We start from the raw sequence: 14,788 nt of genomic DNA on the forward strand, positions 1-14,788 counted from the left end.
CACACCTACCTCGATCCTCGTGTAGCAGCAGGCGCGAGAGGATGCCCAACCGCCGCCCATGCCGCAGTAGTCGGACGGCGGACGCCCCGGGTTCCCGCGGGCGGGCAACCGGTGGCGACTTTTCCCTGCCGGGGTCAGTGGGCGTCGGCGAGGTCACGGACGCTTCGCGAAGCGCACCGGTGCCTGGAAGCGGGCCTTGCGGGCGGCGCGGCGGAACACCGTCAGGACCGCCGGGCCGGCCAGGCAGATGCAGATGAAGTTGGTGACCGCGCGGCCCGTGTCCCAGCCCAGGGAGGTGGCCAGGTCGAAGGCGAGGTAGCGCTGGAACTGCTCGGTGAAGGGCAGCCCGGGCAGGTAGGCGATGGAGCTGTTCGGGTCGAGGGAGAAGGGCCAGAAGGAGAGGTTGAGGAGGAAGCCGAAGAGGTAGCCGGAGACGGAGCCGTAGGCGGCGAGCACGGCTACCTCTTTGCGGCCGGTGGCCTTCGGGAGGAAGCCGGCGAGCATGCCGACGAAGGCGCAGCCGAACATCTGGTACGGCATCCAGGGCCCGACCCCGCCGGTGATGAGGGCGGAGGCGAAGAGGGAGGTGCAGCCGAGGGTGAAGCCGAAGCCCGGGCCGTAGACCCGGCCGGCCAGGACGAGGATGAAGAAGACGGTCTCGATGCCCGCCGTGCCCGCGCCGAGTGGTCGGATGGCGGCGTTGACGGCGGACAGGACGCCGAGCATGGCGAGGGCCTTGGAGTTGATGCCGCCCTCGGCGATCTCGGAGATGACGACGCAGAGCACGATGACGAGCAGTACGCCGAAGATCAGCGGCGGGGCGTAGTTGGAGCCGAACTTCCCGGGTGCCACGAGGAAGGGCCAGAAGAAGGCGACGATGCCGAGGAAGGCCGCCATGGCGATGACCGCTGCGGCCCGCGCGTTGATCCGGATGGCTGCGGCGCGTGCGGTCATGAGGCCGGGTCCGTCCCGTGGTCGGTGAGCACGGCGGCCGCCTGGGCGACCGTGAGGTAGGGGAGCGGGGCGAGGATCTTCGCGGTCTGGGGGGCGAAGACGGGGGAGGCGACGATCACCTCGGCGGTGGGGCCGTCGGCGACGATGTCGCCCTCGGCCATGACCACGACGCGGTCGGCGGCGCGGGCGACGAACTCGACGTCATGGGTGGAGATCACCACGGCCCGGCCCTCGGCGGCCAAGTCGTCGACGATGCGGATCAGCTCGCTCTTGGCCCGGTAGTCCAGGCCCCGGGTGGGTTCGTCCAGGAGCAGCACCCGGGGTGCGGCCGTCAGCTGGATCGCGAGGACGAGGGCGAGCTTCTGGCCCTCGGACAGGTCGCGGGGGTGGGTGGTGTCGGGGATGCCGGGTGCGAGCCGGTCCAGGATGCCGCGGGCCCGGATCCCGTCGGCGGCGACGCCGGATTCGGCGTCGGCCTGGTCGAGTTCCTGCTTCACGGACTCCAGGTACAGGAGGTCGGTGGGGGTCTGCGGGACCAGCCCGACCAGCCGCCGGGCAGCCGCGGCGGACAGCTTCCGCGGGTCTGCCGGTTTCGAGTCGCCTGGAGTGCCGACCGCCACCGAGCCGGCCTTGCGCGGGCCGGAGCCCTGGAGCGCCCACAGGAGGGAGGATTTGCCGGAGCCGTTGCGGCCCATGAGTGCGGTGATCTCGCCGCCGTGCAGGGTCACATCGACCTCACGGACGGCGGGTACGCCGTGGTAGGTCACGGTGATGCCGCGTGCGCTGAGGAGTTCCGGGCGCTCTGCGGTCGGCGCGGGTCGGACCGGCGGGGGAAGGGCGCCGGCCAGCCGGGTCCGCAGGGGGGCCGCGGCCCGGCGGGCGTCGCGGATCGAGAGCGGCAGCGGGGTCCAGCCCGCCGCGCGGCCCAGTTCGACGATGGGCGGGGCGATGGAGGAGGTACGGAAGATCTCGGCGGGTGTGCCGGAGACGACGCGGCCGTTGCCGGGCAGGTGGATGACGCGGTCGGCGTACTGGACCACGCGCTCCAGGCGGTGTTCGGCGAGGAGGACGGTGACGCCGAGGTCGTGGACGAGGCGGGTGACGGCGGCCAGGACCTCCTCGGCGGCCGTGGGGTCCAGGGCGGAGGTGGGCTCGTCCAGCACGAGCACGCGGGGATGCGCGGTGAGGACGGAGCCGATGGCGACCCGCTGCTGCTGGCCGCCCGAGAGCTCGTGCAGGGCGCGGTGGCGCAGGTCGGCGAGGCCGAGGAGGTCGAGGGTCTCCTCCACGCGCTTGCGCATCGTCGCCGGGGGGACCGCCAGCTGCTCCATGGCGTACGCGAGTTCCTCCTCGACGGTGTCGGTGACGAAACCGTCGAGCGGATCCTGGCCCACCACGCCCACCACGTCGGCGAGTTCGCGGGGCGGGTGCTCGGCCGTGTTCCGGCCGTCGACGAGGACGCGGCCGAAGAGGGTGCCGCCGGTGAAGTGCGGGACGAGCCCGTTGACGGCGCCGAGGAGGGTGGACTTGCCGACGCCGGTGTGCCCGACGACCAGGCACAGTTCGCCTTCCTCGACGGTGAGGTCCACATCGCGCAGGACCGGTTCGGCCGTGTCCTCGTACTGGACGCTGACCTGGTCGAAGGTGATCACTTGGGTTCCTCGGTGCGCTGGGGCGGGACGGCCGCACGGGCCGGCGCGGCCGGCGGCGGGGCCAGGAAGCCGGCGGTCCCCGCGAGGAGGATCGCGGCGGCCGGCACGAGCGGCAGGGTGGGCCAGCTGAGCGGGTAGATCGACGGGTTGAGCTCGGCCGCGTTGAAGCCGACGTTCGCGAAGAGCAGGACGGCGGAGAGGACGCCGCAGCCGGCGACGGCCCATTCGGCCAGGCGCCAGGGGTCGGGCCGGTAGGTGGTCCGGGTGATCCGGCGGCCGCCCAGGCGCAGCCCGGCGAAGCACAGCACGGCCCCGGCGCCCATGGCCGGGAGCCCGAGCAGCTTCGGCGCGGTCGCGTCGAGCAGCCCGTAGGCCCCGGCGCACAGGCCGCACATGCCGAGCAGCATGAAGGCGCCCGTCAGGCGACGGGAGCGCCGGGTGGCCGTGCCGGCGCGGCCGTAGCCGCGGGAGTCCATGGCGGCGGCCAGGCGCAGGGACCGTTCGAGGGCGTCCTCAAGGACGGGGACGATGATGCCGCGCAAGGCCCGGAGCCCCTTGGAGCGGCCCGCCCGCAGGCGCTTGGCGCGGTGGACGCGCTGCACGCTCTGGACGAGCTGCGGGGCGACGCTGATGGACACGGTCACGGCGACCCCCAGCTCGTAGAGGGCGCCCGGGAGGACGCGCAGCGCCCGTTTGGGGTTGGCGAGGGTGTTGGCGGCGCCGATGCAGCAGAGCATGCAGGCGAGACGCAGTCCGTCCGTCGCAGCGGAGAGCAGGGCTTCCAGGGATACGGGCCCCCCGAGTTGGATGCCCGCGTACCAGTCGGGCGTGGGGATGTGGGGCAGGGAGAAGAGGAAGTGGTCGCGCGGGGTGACCCCGGTGGCGAAGACCGCCCGGAAGGTGACCCGGATCGCGACGACGGTCAGCGCGAGGTAGAGGTAGTACTTGAAGCCGCGCGCCCAAGGGGCCTCGGTACGGCGCATGGTGATGACGTAGCCGAGCACCGCGAGGACGAGGAACAGCAGCAGCGGATTGTTGGTGCGGCTGACGGCGGTGGCCAGGGCCAGGGCCCAGATCCACCAGGCGACCGGGTGCAGGGTACGGGGCAGACGGCGGCCGCCCGTGTCCGGCGAGGGGCCGGACACGGACGCCTTTGCCGCCTGCGCCGAGCTGGTGGTGCGTGACACGCGGCTACTCCGTACGACGGCGGCGCTTGGCGGCGTACACGGCGGCGGCGCCGATCAGCAGCACCAGCGCTCCGGTGGCCACGGCGGGCAGGTACGACCCGACGTCGTGCTGCGCGTCGGCGGCGGGCGCCGCTTCGACCACCTGGGGGCCGGGCGAGGCCACGGCCGGAGCACCGGACGGAGGCGGCGCGGAGGGCGCGGGCGGGACGCTCTCCGAAGGGCTCGCCGGGGCCGAGGGGCTTTGCGGAGCCGTGGGGCCGGGCGTCGGCGTCGCGGCCTGCGGGGCGGCCTGCGGCGGGTCCTCCGGCCTGGGACCGGTGTTGACGTTCGGAGGCAGTGGAGCGGCCGTGCGGGTGTCCTTGGGCGCGGGGCCCCCGGTGGGCCGGGTGTTCTTGGCGCGGAGCTGGTCGGGGGTGACGGTGGGCTTGCCCTCGGTGCCCTCGATGTTCGTCCCGCCGAAGATCCACAGGTCGACGCTGCCGGGCTTCGGCTTGTAGAGCATGGCGCCGAGCTGGCTGTATTCCCAGGTGTTCTGTCCCGGATCGGCGTGCCAGTACGACCAGTAGGCGGACGCCGGCGGGGTCAGGACGCAGTCGTCCTGCTGCGGGGTGGGGTACTGCCTGCCACCCTGGTGTCCGCTGTAGCCGATGCGGCAGATGAAGGCGGGACCGTCGTGGCCGGTGCCGGTCGTGGCCCAGCCGCCCTGGTTGAGCAGCTCGTAGCCGGTGGTGGGGGTGGTGCCGCAGGAGCGGTAGACGGGACCGCCCCAGTGGCTGAAGTCCACGGCGAGGACGACCCCCGAAGAGGTGGTGCACTGGCCCATCGGCTGCGGCGCGGCGCCCGCCGGGGCCGCGGTGGCGGCGAAGGCCGCCACCGTCAGCCCCAGGGCGGCGGCGGTCCTGGCGAGGGCGCGCACGAAGCGGTTGCGGCTCATGCTCCCGCTCCCGTCCGGCGGCGGCGCTTCGCGGCGCGGGTGAGGCCCCAGCCGCCGAGGGTCAGGACCAGCGCGGCAGAGGCGAGCGCGCCGACCTGGACCCCGGTGGAGGCGAGAGGGCCGCCGCCGGACCCGGAGCCACCCGCGGAGCCCGTGCCGCCACCGTTCTCGCCCGGCGTCACGATGACGGGCGAGCCGTTGCCGCCGGAGGTACCCCCGGACGCTCCGCCAGAGGTGCTGGGGACGGGCTCGGGGGTGGTGCCGGTGAGGTCGCGGGCCAGGAGGCCGAAGGAGATGCCGGTGGCGCCGCCGACGGCCTGGGTGGAGGCACGGAGGTCGGAGCCGGTCTGGCCGCCCTTGGCGACGTTGAAGCCGCCGTCGCCGTTCTGCTGGCTCGCCAGGAACGCGCGGGCCTTGGCGATCTGAGCGCCGTACTTGGGCGCGTCCAGCGAAAGCCCCTGGACGGCGAGGGCCGCCGAGTTGACGGAGTTCCCGGAGGCGCCGGGGAAGCCGCCGTCCTCCTTCTGCTGCGTCGCGAGCCAGGCGAGTGCCTTGTCCACCGCCGCCCGGGAGCCGGCGTCGGAGAGCAGGTCCACGGTCATGGCGGCCATCGCGGTCGAGTCCACTTCGGGACCGCTGGGCTCGCCGATCAGACTGACCCAGGCACCCGAAGGATCCTGGAGGCTCTTGAGGTACGCGGCCGGCTCGGCCGCGGCGGCCTTCTCACCGGCGCGGAGCTGGGCCATGACGCCGAGCGACTGCTTGAAGACGGACGTGGCGTAGGCGTAGTTGCCCTTGGCAGCGCACTCCTGGCGGGTCGAGGTCTTCGCCTGGCAGGTGATCTTGGCGAGTGCCGCGATCAGGTCCTGGCCGCCGAAGTTCCGCGGATCGCGGCCCACGGCCTCGGCGAGTACGGCCGCCTTGCCGATGGAGCCGCCGTTCGCGTACGTGGTGCCGACGAGGGTCCAGTCGTGGATGCCGCGCTTCTGGCCGTCCTTGCCGCCCTTGTCCATGAAGTCGACGATGTTGCGCAGCGCGGCGTTGTCCTCGCCGGTGGCGGCGAGGGCGTACGCGCCGTCGATGGTCAGGCCGTAGTCGGCGAAGCCCGAACCGGGCTGGCTCTCGTAGAAGCGGCCCTGGATCAGCCGGGACCGGGCCGTCAGGTACGCGGCGCCCTTCTTCAGGTCGGGCCCTTCACCGGCCGGGGGCGTGGTCGGCGGGTTCGTCGGCGTCGGCGGGTCGGCCGGCTTGGCGGTCAGGGAGACGAGATCGCTGCCGGCGCCCGCGATCGCGGACGTGGCGGTGGGGTACAGCCTCGATTCGGTGTCGTCCTCGGCGAAGCCGAATCCGCCCGTCGGGAGCTGGTGCCCGGCGAGCCAGGAGACACCGGCGTCCGCGAACGCCTCGTCGCCGAGGGCGCGCAGTGCCTGCGCGGCCCAGCCGGTGGCGGCCGGGTTGCCGGTCGTCTCGTAGAAGACGGCGGGCCAGGCGCCGGTCGCCAGCTGGGACCTCTTCAGATAGCCGCGGGCCTTCTGGAGCACCGCCTCGTGGCCGCCCGCCCGTTCCAGGGCCAGTGTGATCAGGCCGGTGGCGCCGGCCTCGCTCTCGCACCCCGGGCTCCCGGGCCGGATGAGGACGCTGGTGAATCCGCCGTCCTCGCACTGCAGGACGGTCAGCCGGGCCACGGAGCCCGGGGGAGGGGTCATACCGGCGTTGACCAGGGCGATGACGGCCATCGCCTGGGCGTCGGCCTGACCGCTCGTACGGAAGTCGCCCTTGGTGAGGCAGCCTTCGACCGTTTCGCCGTCGCCGATGTCGCGGGGGCAGGCGTACTTCACGAGGTCGCCGAGCAGGTCGTGGCCCCCGAACGCGCGGGGGTCCTTGCCGGTGGCCTCGGCGACCAGGGCGAGCCGGGCCGCGGCGGTGGCGTCCGGGACGCCGTCCTTGCCGGCCGGGTAGGCGTAGGCATCGGTCTGAGCGGGCGTGGCGAGGAAGTCGGCGGTCTTCTTCGCCGCCGGGCTCTTGCGGTCGGCCGCGGCGAGGGCGAAGACGGCTTCCGTGGAGAGGAAGTGGTTCGGGGTCGTGGAACCCTCGTCGACGACGCGCTCCCCGTCCGTCAGTGTCCCGGTGGCCCAGCGGGTGGTCGCGGGTACGTCGACCCGTCCGGCCGGCACGTTGGGCGGGGTCGTCGGGACGGTCGGGTCGGAGGTGGTGAACCCGCGGACGTCGTCGGGGGAGAACGACGGCTTGCCCTTGGTGCCGGCGATGTCGGTGCCGCCGTAGACCCAGGCTTCCACGTCGCCGGGCTTCGGGTTCCGGGCCATGGCCCCCTGCTGGCTGTAGGACCACTTGCGCTGACCGGGAGATGCGGTCCAGTACGACCAGTAGGCGGTGGCCTGCGGGGTGAGGACGCAGTCCTCCTTGTCCGGCGTGGGGTACCGCGTACCGGTGCCCTTGCCGATGCGGCAGATGAAGGCAGGGCCGTCGTGGACGGTGCCCTCCATGGTGAACCCGGAGGTCTGCAGCAGTTCGTAGCCGGTGGTGGGCGTGGTGTCGCAGCCCTTCTCCACCTTGCCGCCGAACGGGCCGAAGTCCACGGCGACGATCGCCCCGGTGGTGGCCGTGCACTGCTCGATCGGGTCGGCCGAGGCGGATACCGTCCCGCCCACGAAGGCCGCGCTCGCGGCGAAGGTCAGCACTGCCGCCGATATGAGCGACAGCAGCCCCTTGCTCCCCAGGTGTCGCTCTGATTGCTGTGCGGTCCCCACCACGGCCCCTCGTGTCGGCCGGGCGGACCAGTGCGTGGCGAAAGGGCTTCCGCAGCCCGTGGGCGCACGGGGAAGCCGTTCGAACCACGCCGTAGTCCGCGACGGCGCTTCTCGCTGCAAAAACCTGGCTCCAGGCATTCCGACTCACCCGGACGGAACCGGGCCTACGGTTGCGGGTCAGCGCCGGATTTCGACCGGCTTCCCCTGGAGCTGAGTGCTTATCAGTCGGAGTGGACCACGCAGATAAAGACAGCGTCAAGGTGGTCTGCGTCTCATGTGACACGGCTCCTCGGCGGCGCCCGACCGGTCCCCGGCACAGTGGCTGGCGGAGCCTTGATCACTCGGGTAGCGTCCTGGGCTGCCACATGGGGGAACCTGGTGCGAATCCGGGGCTGACGCGCAGCGGTGTGGGACGGCAGGGGGCCGTCACCGAGCCCGAATGCCCATGCGGCATGGCACATCACCAGCCGTACCACGCGTTCGGACGGCCGCCACCGAGCTCCGGGCTGCCCGCCCGCACGAGCCCCGGTCAGGCCGGCGTCCCCCATTTCAGGAGCAGGCCATGTCCCGTACCCGTACCTCCCGCCGCCTCGTGCTCACCGTGCCCGCGGCACTCGGCGCCCTCGCCCTCACGACCCTGCCGGCCTTCGCCACCTCCTCGCCCGCCCAGATCGCCACGTCCAAGACCAACGGCGTGACGTACCTCAAGTCCCTCCAGGCCGCCGATGGTTCGTACGCGGGCAGTGGTCTGTCGAACGAGTGGGCGTTCAGCGCCTTCGCGGCCACCGGCACGGCCGTGGTCGACGTCTACCCGGGCGGCGACACCACGAAGAACGCGCGCACGGTGTACCGCAACCTGCTGTCGACCGCCGGCTGGCCGCAGGCCTCCCCGGTGGTGACCGACTACGAGCGCGGCACGCTCAACGCGTACGCCGCGGGCATCGACCCGGCCCGCGTCTCGGCCTCCCGCAACCTCATCGCCCACGTCTACTCCTACTGGCAGACCGCCGAGGCCGGCTACTTCGGCCCGTCCGGCAACTTCAACGGCACGGTCTTCGCCGCCCTTTCGCTGGGCGGGGCCAAGACCCAGGGCGGTGCCAACCGCGTCCCGCAGTCGCTGACCGACTCCATGGTCACCCGGATCCGCGCGAACCAGCACGTCGACGGGGGCTGGACCTACAACAAGGCCGAGGGCAACCCGACCGTCCTCAACTCCGCGGGCGATGTGGACATGACCGGCGCCGCCATGGCGGCCCTCTGCGTCTCCGGCGTCCCCAACACGGACACGGACGTCGTCCAGGCGAAGAACTTCCTCAAGGCCAAGCTCGTCTCCGGCAGCGGTGCCTTCAACTCCCTCTACGGGGTCAACACCAGCTCCAACGGCTGGGGCGTCGCAGGGCTGAACGCCTGCGGATTCAACCCCCAGACCGGCGACTTCCTCACCGGCAGCGGCAAGACGCCGATCGACTTCCTGATCGCCAACCAGTACAACCCGGCAGGCGGCTTCAAGTACAAGCCCTCGGACACCACGCCCTCGGCCTACTCCTCCATCGACGCGCTGCGCGCCGTCGCCGGCGGCGGCTTCACCGCCGCTCCGCCCGTTCCGGTCACCCCCGGCGCCCCGCAGTGGGTCGCCCAGTCCACCTTCACCGCCGGGACGGCGGCCAAGCTGGCGCTGACCGTCGACGACGGCGCCGGCAACCTCAAGGTCTGCTCGGTGTCCTTCACGCCGACCGGTACGACGACCACTCTCGGCGACGTCCTCAATGCCGCGGTGAGCGCCGCCACTCCGTCCGGCTGCGTCACCGGCGTCACGCCGTCATCCGGCACCGGCACGATCACCGACGTCAACGGCAAGGCCAACAGCGGCTCCAACACCTGGAAGGTGAGCGTGGACGGGTCCTCGTTCGCCGGCGCCGCCCGCGACAAGGTCGTCAACGTGGGCGACACCATCGCCCTGCGCTGGGGCGCCTGATCGTTTCCGCGGCGGTGCGGGTCGCGGGCCCCGGGCCCGCGACCCGCACCGCCGCACTGCCGGAGGAACGGGCAACCGAAAGCGGGGCGCTCACCCATGGCGCCGGAAGGGTCGGGGATGGCGAAGATCGTTCCGCGTCATGTGATCGTCGACGGGGTGCGGTTGGTCGCCCTCACGGAGCAGGAGTACGAGAGCCTCGCGGCCTCGCGGCGCCAGTTCGGCTCCCACGTGGTGCGGTTGCGCATGACACGGGAGGCGCTCACCTCGTTGACCCGGGCGGCCGGGGCGATGTGTGCCCTGCTGCGGGCGGGCGAGTTGCCCGCCGAGGCTTCCCAGAGTGCACCCGATGCCCCCCGGCAGGCACCGAAGGGCCTGCTCGGCGCTCTGGAAGCAGCGGTGGAGCAGGCCCAACGAGTCATCGGAAAGCAGCCGGACGCATCACCCGGCTCCGCGAACGGCCCCGGACGCAAGCGCTAGCGGAAGGGCGGAGCGGGCCCGGTGGCACGGTCTCCGGAACGGACTAGAACGACGTCCAGGTGAAGGACACCTGGTCGCCCGCGTTCAGCTTGAACTGGCAGCCGCCGACCGGGGTGGGGGTGCCGTTGACGGCGATGCTCCAGTAGGCGGAGCCGCCGCCGCTGACGTCCTTGATGGTGTCGACGGAGAAGTCGTCGAAGGACGCGTACCAAGTGCCGTCCCAGGAGAAGTAGTTCAAGCGGGCCGCATCGTCGAGCGCGGCGGTCGGCGTGGGGACCTTGGACGGGTTGGCGCCGCCGTTGGTGCCGTCGCACTTGTGGGTGCCACCGGTCGTGGTGGTGACGTCGTGGCCCTTGCTCTTGATCTTGCCCTTGAACAGCAGCCCGTTGGGGCCCTGGACGGTGAGGCTGACCTTGACGGCCGCGTTCGTGTTCGGCTTGGGGGCGGCCTCGGCCACCGCCGGAGCGGTGGCGAGCGCGAGACCGAGAGCGACCGTGGTGATCACGGAGCGGCGGGCGAGGAGCCGGCGCATGGTGCCTTCTTCCTGAAGGGACGACGGGTCTGAGCCGACGGTCCCTCCGCCGCACGTGCCCGGCCCCTGCTCGTTTCCGTGCGGAAAGGGGCAGGGGAGGCAGACCCGGGGCGGGGGCTTCGCGCTGCAGACCATGACAGTGAGAAGCAGTACGCATTGCACCCCGGGTACTCCGACTCACGGTGCCCAGCGGCCCGTTCACGGTTGCAGGTCAGCGCCGGATTCCCACCGGCTTCCCCCAGTCGTGCACGCATTCGATTGTGAGCCCCGCCGTGTGGGCCGGAGCAGAACGCATCGTACGGTCTGGTGGGGGTGTGCCGGAAGCGGATCCCGCGAGAGGATCGCGTGAACACACCGGTTCCGCTCCGGCGGCCGTGTTCGGCCGGGGCGGCGCTACGCCCGGCCCGGCCGCCGTGCCTCCGACTCGGTCACGGGGTCTCCGGCCCGCACCCCGTGCAGCACGTGGGCGAGCACTTCGGCACCCCGGGCCACGCGCGGACCCGGCCGGTTGAAGTAGGCGGGGCCGTCCAGCACCCACACCTCGCCGGCCCGTACGGCGGGCAGTTCCTCCCAGCCCGGCAGCGCGGTGAGCAGGCCGAGTTCGGTCAGGGTCCGTTCGGGCGGGAAGCCGCACGGCAGCACCAGGACGACGTCCGGGCGCGCCGCGCGTACCGCGTCCCAGGCCATCGGCTCGGTGTGCTCCCCGGGCGCGGCCAGCAGCGGATTCCCGCCCGCACACGTGATCTGCTCCGGTACCCAGTGTCCGGCCGGCCACAGCGGATCGAGCCACTCGATGGCCACCACCCGCGGCCTCGGCCGGCCCGCCACGGCGCGCCGGACCCCGGCGAGCCGGCCGAGCAGCTCCGTGCGCCGCCGTTCGGCCGTTTCCCGGACTCCCAGCAGGTCGCCCACGGTGACGAGGCAGTCCAGGACGTCGTCCAGGGTCCGTGGTTCCAGGCTCAGCACGCGCGGACCGGCGTCCATGAGGCGCACCGCCCGGGAGACGCCCTCGTAGGACACCGCGCAGACCCGGCAGAGGTCTTGGGTGAGCAGGACGTCGGGTGCGAGCGCGGCGAGAGCCTCCGTGTCCAGGGTGTAGAGCGAGGAGCCGCTGTGCGCCGCGCCGCCGACCGCGGCGGAGATCTCCCGGCTGCCGAGTGCGTCCGCGTCGAATTCGGCGCGGGTGACGACGGGCACCGACGCGACCGCCGTCGGCGGCCAGTCGCATTCGTGGGTACGTCCGACCAGGTCGGCGACGAGTCCGAGGTCCGCCACGATGTCCGTGGCCGCGGGGAGCAGCGAGACGATGCGCATGCCCCGACTCTAGGGGGTGTCGCCGAAGTCCCTTCTGGCCGGCGGGGTCTGGCACGCGCGCTCGCGGCGTTGTCGTCGGTCGACGACGCGAGCGTCGCCCCTCCCCCTGCCTTCGGCGGGAGGACCCCGTCCTCCGCCTTGCGGTCACACGCACCAGACCCCGCCGACCCCGCCCTCACGGGCGGACGAAGCCACTTCGACGACACCCCCTGGGCGCGCCCGGCTGGTGGGTCTGGACTTACTAGGACGTCCAACTATATGTTCGTGGGCACAAGGTCCGCGGTGCAGGGAAGCCGGTGAGAAACCGGCACGGTCCCGCCACTGTGACCGGGGAGTGTGCTGCCATCCACACGCCACTGACGAGGTCTGTCGGGAAGGCGGGCGGCGCGCGGGGATCCGGGAGTCAGGATACCGGCCGCGGATGTTCCGTGTTGTCCACGAGGATGGAGCAGACACGCATGGCACCGGTTTGTACCCACGACCCTGGTGATCCGGCGGAGCGCGCGCACACCGATCCGCGCTCGTAGTCCTCACGGCATTCCGCAGCGGCACACCCTCACCCAGGGTGCGGTCCGGCGGTGCGCCGTGCCATCCCCGGATCCAACCTGACGAGAGCAGGCATCCATGGTCCGTGAACTCACCCATTTCATCGGCGGAAAGCACACCACCGGTACGTCCGGACTCTTCGCCGACGTCCACGACCCCAACACCGGCGCCGTCCAGGCCCGGGTTCCGCTCGCCGGGCGCGCCGACACCGAGGCCGCCATCGCCAACGCCGAGGAGGCGCAGGCCGAGTGGGGGCAGTGGAACCCCCAGCGGCGCGCCCGCGTCCTGATGCGCTTCCTCCAGCTCGTCGAGGGCGAACGCGAGGCTCTGGCCCGGCTGTTGTCGTCCGAGCACGGCAAGACCGTCGCCGACGCCCACGGCGACCTGCAACGCGGCCTGGAGGTGGTCGAGTTCGCCGCCGGAATCCCGCACCTGCTCAAGGGCGAGTTCACCGACAACGCGGGGACCGGCATCGACGTGCACTCGCTGCGCTCCCCCCTCGGCGTCGTCGCCGGCATCACCCCGTTCAACTTCCCCGCCATGATTCCCCTCTGGCAGGCCGCGCCCGCCCTGGCCTGCGGCAACGCGTTCGTCCTCAAGCCCTCCGAGCGGGATCCGTCCGTACCGCTGCGCCTCGCGGAGCTCTTCCTGGAGGCCGGCCTGCCGCCGGGCGTCCTCAACGTGGTCAACGGCGGGAAGGAGGCCGTCGACACCCTCCTCGAGGACCCCCGCGTCCAGGCCCTCGGCTTCGTCGGCTCCACGCCGATCGCCGCGCACATCTACGCCACCGCGGCCGCCCACGGCAAGCGGGCGCAGTGCTTCGGCGGGGCCAAGAACCACATGATCGTGATGCCGGACGCGGACCTCGACCAGGCCGTCGACGCCCTGATCGGCGCCGGCTACGGCTCGGCGGGCGAACGCTGCATGGCCATCTCCGTCGCCGTACCCGTCGGCGAGGAGACGGCCGACCGGCTGGTCGCCGCCCTCAAGGACCGCATCGCGACCCTGAGGATCGGGCGCTCCGACGACCCGGACGCGGACTTCGGCCCCCTGGTCAGCCGCGACGCCCTCGACCGGGTCCGCCGCTACGTGGACATCGGCGCGAGCGAGGGAGCCGAACTCGTCGTCGACGGACGCGGTTTCACCCTGGAGGGTCACGAGAACGGGTTCTTCGCCGGCGCCACCCTCTTCGACCGGGTCTCCCCGCAGATGCGGATCTACCGCGAGGAGATCTTCGGCCCCGTCCTTTCGGTGGTCCGTGCCGCCGACTTCGAGGAGGCCCTGCGCCTGCCGAGCGAACACCCGTACGGCAACGGCGTGGCGATCTTCACCCGGGACGGGGACACCGCCCGTGAGTTCACCCGCCGGGTCAACACCGGCATGGTCGGGGTCAACGTGCCCATCCCGGTGCCCGTCGCCTACCACACCTTCGGCGGCTGGAAGCGTTCCGGCTTCGGCGACCTGAACCAGCACGGACCCGACTCGATCCGCTTCCACACCCGGACCAAGACCGTCACCTCGCGCTGGCCCTCCGGGGTCAAGGAGGGCGCGAGCTTCACCATCCCGACGATGGGGTGAGCGCGGTGACCACCACCCTCACCGAGGACCAGCTCGCCCTCGCCGAGGTCACCCTCGACTTCGCGCAGGAGCAGCTCGCCCCCCATGCCGTGGCCTGGGACCAGGACAAGCACTTCCCCGTCGACGTCATCCGACGGGCCGCCTCCCTCGGTCTCGCCGGCGTGTACGTACGCGAGGAACACGGCGGTTCCGGTCTCTCCCGCAGCGACGGCGTGCTCGTCTTCGAGACCCTCGCGACCGGCTGCCCGTCCATCGCCGGCTACCTCTCCATTCACAACATGGTCGCCTGGATGATCGACCGCTACGGCGACGAAGGCCAGCGCGCCCGCTGGCTGCCCGCCCTCTGCGCCGCGGCGACCCTGGGCAGCTACTGCCTGACGGAACCGGGCGCGGGCTCGGATGCCGCCGCGCTGCGCACCCGCGCCGAACGCCGGGGCGACCACTACGTGCTCACCGGGGTCAAACAGTTCATCTCCGGTGCCGGCGCCTCGGACGTCTACGTGGTCATGGCCCGGACCGGCGAGCCGGGCGCGGGCGGGATCTCCGCCTTCGTCGTCGAGCGCGGGGACCCGGGAGTCTCCTTCGGCCCCAATGAACGGAAGATGGGCTGGAACGCCCAGCCGACCCGCCAGGTGATCCTCGACGGTGTCCGCATTCCCGCCGACCGGCGGCTCGGTGTGGAAGGGGACGGCTTCCGCATCGCCATGAACGGCCTCAACGGCGGCCGTCTCGGCATCGGCGCCTGTTCCCTCGGCGGGGCGCAGAGCGCCCTCGACTTCCTGCGCCCCCTCGCCCGCTTCGACGCCCGCGATCACTTCGGCGGCCGGGCTCCCACCATCCGGGCCGGACTGGACGCCTTCCTGGCGCGGCA

11 protein-coding genes and 4 riboswitches are annotated in these 14,788 nt (G+C 72.4%); of the genes, 4 read left to right on the forward strand and 7 right to left on the reverse strand.

The genetic code is table 11. The features are described from left to right. Positions 1–153: 153 nt before the first annotated feature. Genes ACFYXV_RS33665 through ACFYXV_RS33685 form a run of 5 tightly spaced genes read right to left on the reverse strand, consistent with a single transcriptional unit; the run spans position 154 to position 7,495 of the window. On the reverse strand, positions 154–954 hold the full coding sequence (locus ACFYXV_RS33665) for an ECF transporter S component (protein ID WP_389385001.1): 801 nt from the start codon (positions 952–954) through the stop codon (positions 154–156). Further along, on the reverse strand, positions 951–2,606 hold the full coding sequence (locus ACFYXV_RS33670) for an ABC transporter ATP-binding protein (RefSeq protein ID WP_389385002.1): 1,656 nt from the start codon (positions 2,604–2,606) through the stop codon (positions 951–953). The genes ACFYXV_RS33665 and ACFYXV_RS33670 overlap by 4 nt, the downstream gene beginning before the upstream one ends. After that, entirely contained in the window at positions 2,603–3,793 is a 1,191-nt protein-coding gene (locus ACFYXV_RS33675) for an energy-coupling factor transporter transmembrane component T (protein WP_385473843.1), read from the reverse strand. The genes ACFYXV_RS33670 and ACFYXV_RS33675 overlap by 4 nt, the downstream gene beginning before the upstream one ends. Positions 3,794–3,797: 4 nt before the next feature. Then, positions 3,798–4,727, reverse strand: coding sequence for a hypothetical protein (locus tag ACFYXV_RS33680; RefSeq protein WP_389385003.1), 930 nt, complete (start codon positions 4,725–4,727; stop codon positions 3,798–3,800). Next, complete coding sequence (locus ACFYXV_RS33685) at positions 4,724–7,495, reverse strand: prenyltransferase/squalene oxidase repeat-containing protein (RefSeq protein ID WP_389385004.1); 2,772 nt, start codon at positions 7,493–7,495, stop codon at positions 4,724–4,726. The genes ACFYXV_RS33680 and ACFYXV_RS33685 overlap by 4 nt, the downstream gene beginning before the upstream one ends. A 133-nt stretch (positions 7,496–7,628) precedes the next feature. Then, a riboswitch (cobalamin riboswitch) is annotated at positions 7,629–7,699 on the reverse strand. Positions 7,700–7,821: 122 nt separating this feature from the next. After that, a riboswitch (cobalamin riboswitch) is annotated at positions 7,822–7,961 on the forward strand. A 96-nt stretch (positions 7,962–8,057) separates the two neighbouring features. Here ACFYXV_RS33685 and ACFYXV_RS33690 point away from each other — a divergent pair. Next, the gene (locus tag ACFYXV_RS33690) at positions 8,058–9,470 is read left to right on the forward strand and encodes a hypothetical protein (protein WP_389385005.1); all 1,413 of its coding nucleotides are present in this window, start codon (positions 8,058–8,060) and stop codon (positions 9,468–9,470) included. A 117-nt stretch (positions 9,471–9,587) separates the two neighbouring features. Further along, on the forward strand, positions 9,588–9,947 hold the full coding sequence (locus ACFYXV_RS33695) for a hypothetical protein (protein WP_389385006.1): 360 nt from the start codon (positions 9,588–9,590) through the stop codon (positions 9,945–9,947). Between the two features lie 43 nt (positions 9,948–9,990). Here ACFYXV_RS33695 and ACFYXV_RS33700 read toward each other — a convergent pair whose 3' ends face one another. After that, the gene (locus tag ACFYXV_RS33700; RefSeq protein WP_389385007.1) at positions 9,991–10,479 is read right to left on the reverse strand and encodes a DUF4430 domain-containing protein; all 489 of its coding nucleotides are present in this window, start codon (positions 10,477–10,479) and stop codon (positions 9,991–9,993) included. A 165-nt stretch (positions 10,480–10,644) separates the two neighbouring features. Further along, positions 10,645–10,718: riboswitch (cobalamin riboswitch) on the reverse strand. 154 nt (positions 10,719–10,872) lie between these two features. Continuing rightward, on the reverse strand, positions 10,873–11,793 hold the full coding sequence (locus ACFYXV_RS33705; protein ID WP_389385008.1) for a cobalamin-binding protein: 921 nt from the start codon (positions 11,791–11,793) through the stop codon (positions 10,873–10,875). Positions 11,794–12,041: 248 nt separating this feature from the next. Beyond that, a riboswitch (cobalamin riboswitch) is annotated at positions 12,042–12,228 on the forward strand. Positions 12,229–12,417: 189 nt separating this feature from the next. Here ACFYXV_RS33705 and ACFYXV_RS33710 point away from each other — a divergent pair. Continuing rightward, positions 12,418–13,917 carry a CoA-acylating methylmalonate-semialdehyde dehydrogenase gene (locus ACFYXV_RS33710; RefSeq protein ID WP_385469915.1) on the forward strand — a complete coding sequence of 500 codons (1,500 nt, stop codon included), beginning with the start codon at positions 12,418–12,420 and terminating at the stop codon, positions 13,915–13,917. Next, on the forward strand, positions 13,914–14,788 hold an 875-nt coding region (locus ACFYXV_RS33715), incomplete at its 3' end, for an acyl-CoA dehydrogenase family protein (protein WP_389385009.1). The genes ACFYXV_RS33710 and ACFYXV_RS33715, both read left to right, overlap by 4 nt.

The organism is Streptomyces sp. NPDC002181 (genome assembly GCF_042890485.1).
Classification (GTDB): Bacteria; Actinomycetota; Actinomycetes; order Streptomycetales; family Streptomycetaceae; genus Streptomyces.

Bases quoted from the DNA above. Each gene is read 5' to 3' on its own strand.
- ACFYXV_RS33665 (WP_389385001.1), bottom strand. From the start codon at position 954: ATGACCGCACGCGCCGCAGCCATCCGGATCAACGCGCGGGCCGCAGCG.
- ACFYXV_RS33680 (WP_389385003.1), bottom strand. From the start codon at position 4,727: ATGAGCCGCAACCGCTTCGTGCGCGCCCTCGCCAGGACCGCCGCCGCC.
- ACFYXV_RS33690 (WP_389385005.1), top strand. From the start codon at position 8,058: ATGTCCCGTACCCGTACCTCCCGCCGCCTCGTGCTCACCGTGCCCGCG.
- ACFYXV_RS33695 (WP_389385006.1), top strand. From the start codon at position 9,588: ATGGCGAAGATCGTTCCGCGTCATGTGATCGTCGACGGGGTGCGGTTG.
- ACFYXV_RS33700 (WP_389385007.1), bottom strand. From the start codon at position 10,479: ATGCGCCGGCTCCTCGCCCGCCGCTCCGTGATCACCACGGTCGCTCTC.
- ACFYXV_RS33705 (WP_389385008.1), bottom strand. From the start codon at position 11,793: ATGCGCATCGTCTCGCTGCTCCCCGCGGCCACGGACATCGTGGCGGAC.
- ACFYXV_RS33710 (WP_385469915.1), top strand. From the start codon at position 12,418: ATGGTCCGTGAACTCACCCATTTCATCGGCGGAAAGCACACCACCGGT.